The organism is uncultured Methanobrevibacter sp., assembly GCF_937898925.1.
GTDB lineage: Archaea > Methanobacteriota > Methanobacteria > Methanobacteriales > Methanobacteriaceae > Methanobrevibacter.
In genome coordinates this window covers 1-2,607 of record NZ_CALDKF010000051.1, presented here as the reverse complement: position 1 = coordinate 2,607, position 2,607 = coordinate 1, and the positions used below count along the sequence as shown (strand labels likewise).

The window sequence follows — 2,607 nt, the reverse complement described above, 5'->3', positions numbered from 1 at the left end:
CAATACGCAATCTGTTTACTTGATAAAGCCTAAACACTACGATGAGAACAAGGAATATCCTGTAGTGTTCTTCATGCACGGCTTTTTAGGAAATTGGAAACTCTATCAAGGTGTATTGAAAGGTCTGGAAGATTGTATTGTTCTCAGTGTGGGCACACATACATGGTCTGGCATCTTTACGAAGAATGATATCAACGCATTGTTTAAAAAACAGATTCCATTTTTGGAAAATATGGGCTATAAGGTGGATAAGAACAACCTGCACATCATGGGCTTGTCAAATGGTGGTAGTGCTGTAAATGTAGCTTATAATGGTTTCTCCAATAAGTTTAAGACCATTACATTCATATCTACAGGCATACATCAGACTTATCCTATTGCAAGTAAAGTGCTATTAATTGGTGGAGGAAAAGACCATTCATCAGGAACATTACAAGGTGCTTATCGTACATTAAAGAACAATGGTGGTAAGACTGATTTATTTTGGGATGATGAAGAAACACACTTCATTTTAGTGAATCAGACAGATGAAATCATGAACTTTGTAAAAAAGAATCTGCAATGAAAAAGACACTTATGATATTAGGAATCATCTTATTTATACTTGCATTACCATTCAGTTCAATGGTAATGGAAACAATGACTGCTCAAACTGACCCAGTAAAAGAAGTAAGAGAAGGTGACGTGATTTTCCAGACTTCGCAATCACAACAATCTCCTTTGATTCAAATTGCCACACGTTCAAAAATCAGCCATTGTGGAATTATAGTAATGAAGAATGGTAAACCTTATGTCCTTGAAACTTTAAAAACATTGGTCGTTACTCCATTGGATAAGTTCATAGCTCGTGGGGAAGGTGGCAAATATTGGTTGAAACGTTCCAATAAAGAGAATATCAAAATCAAATATGGCAGCTATTTAGGCAAGCCATACGACTTGGCTTTCAAATTTGATAATGGCAAGTTCTATTGTTCAGAATTGATATACGACATCTATAAGAATCAGTTAGGCATAGAACTGTGTGAACCAAAGAAAGTGAGTGATTATCTGATTCTTGGTACTGATAAACTGCCACAGATAGAAAAGGCTATGAAGAAGCGAGGAATCACTAAGGAACAATATGCAGTTGCTCCTGTAGATATTTTTGAATCAGATTATTTGGAGGATGTGAAATGAAGATATTGAAAGGAATATTCAAGTTTATCATTGGTTTGCTTGTGGTAGCAGTAGCCATCATGCTTTATGCTGAAAATGCCAACTACACTTTAGATAAAGAGAAAGCGGCTGCATACGTTACCAAAAACGCAGAAGTCAAGTCAAGAACTTGGTGTGCTTGGTACGTAATGCGTGCTTTGCAAGAGGGTGGATGTCCCATTTACTTGTTACCTGCTTATGGCTATTCGTGGTTGCTCCCAAGAATGGACTTTGTAGAAGTAAGTAAAGAAAACTATGTTCCACAGAAAGGTGACTTGATTGTGTTTCCTGCCATTGGTAAACATATCTGGGGACATATTCAAATGTGGAACGGCAAACAATGGGTTTCTGATTTCAGACAGAAGAATATGATACCTGCCAAAGCCTATCATAAAACGAAATGGCAAATATTCAGACATAAAGGTAAGAAATGAAAAAGAAAATCATATTAGCAATATTGTTGGGAATAGTCTGGCTTTGTCTGGCTATCCTCTTTCCCTATAAGAATAAATCAGTCAAGATTAAAGAACTGAACTATGCTTCTTTATTCAATGACCAAAACGGAGTGCAGCTAAAATCAGCAGCTAAGTTTGGTATCAAGCAGCCTTTAAAGAATAGGGATGCAGCAGATGATGTGAAAGATGGTTTGGTCAGAATTAGAAGCAATAGCCACTATAGCATTGCTAAACTTACGCACTCCATTCCATATTTGACAGATGGAGCAGCAGAACTACTTGATATGATTGGCAAGAACTTCTTGGATTCTTTAGAAAGTAAGGGCTTGAATCCAAATAAGATTATTGTTACTTCTGTGCTTAGAACACAGGAGGATATAAAGAAGCTCCAGAAGTCAGGCAATCCTAATGCAGTCAAGAACTCTGCCCATTGCTATGCCACTACCTTTGATATAGCTTATGCTTACTATGATAAGACTTGGTTCAAGAACTTCCGTTTCTGTGAATCTGTAGAGCCTGTAACTTTAAAGAAAGTCTTAGGTGAAGTGCTTAGGGATTTGAGAAGGCAGAAGAAATGCTATGTGAAATACGAGGTAAAACAAAGGTGCTTTCATATAACAACAAGGATATAAACGAAAAAAGCCAGACCATCCAATTAAGGAAAGTCTGGCTTTTGGCTTACAATAAACGTTATTATTTTAACAGGATTAGTAGTATTCATTTTTAGTATTGGTCACATTTGTCAAAGTTTTGACTGGGACTTAAGAAATCCATTATTAAAATGGTATGATAGTGGTTATTCTATTATTACTTTGATAATTGTAACAATTTTAGCTGTTATTATTTGTTGGTTTTAAGACAATTTAAAAATATTTGGAAGGATGAGGAGTTAAGATTTTATTTGGGTATAGTGCTGGGAAGTATTGCACTGATTGCATGGAATGTACGAGGTATGTAT

4 protein-coding genes are annotated in these 2,607 nt (G+C 36.0%); all 4 read left to right on the top strand.

Going from position 1 to position 2,607, the window contains the following annotated elements:
• On the top strand, positions 1–565 hold a 565-nt coding region (locus Q0409_RS03975), incomplete at its 5' end, for a S9 family peptidase (protein WP_298535320.1).
• Positions 562–1,176, top strand: coding sequence for a YiiX/YebB-like N1pC/P60 family cysteine hydrolase (locus Q0409_RS03970; RefSeq protein WP_298535318.1), 615 nt, complete (start codon positions 562–564; stop codon positions 1,174–1,176). The genes Q0409_RS03975 and Q0409_RS03970, both read left to right, overlap by 4 nt.
• The gene (locus tag Q0409_RS03965; protein WP_298535315.1) at positions 1,173–1,628 is read left to right on the top strand and encodes a hypothetical protein; all 456 of its coding nucleotides are present in this window, start codon (positions 1,173–1,175) and stop codon (positions 1,626–1,628) included. The genes Q0409_RS03970 and Q0409_RS03965 overlap by 4 nt, the downstream gene beginning before the upstream one ends.
• Entirely contained in the window at positions 1,625–2,281 is a 657-nt protein-coding gene (locus Q0409_RS03960) for a DUF5715 family protein (protein ID WP_298535313.1), read from the top strand. The genes Q0409_RS03965 and Q0409_RS03960 overlap by 4 nt, the downstream gene beginning before the upstream one ends.
• Positions 2,282–2,607 lie beyond the last annotated feature (326 nt).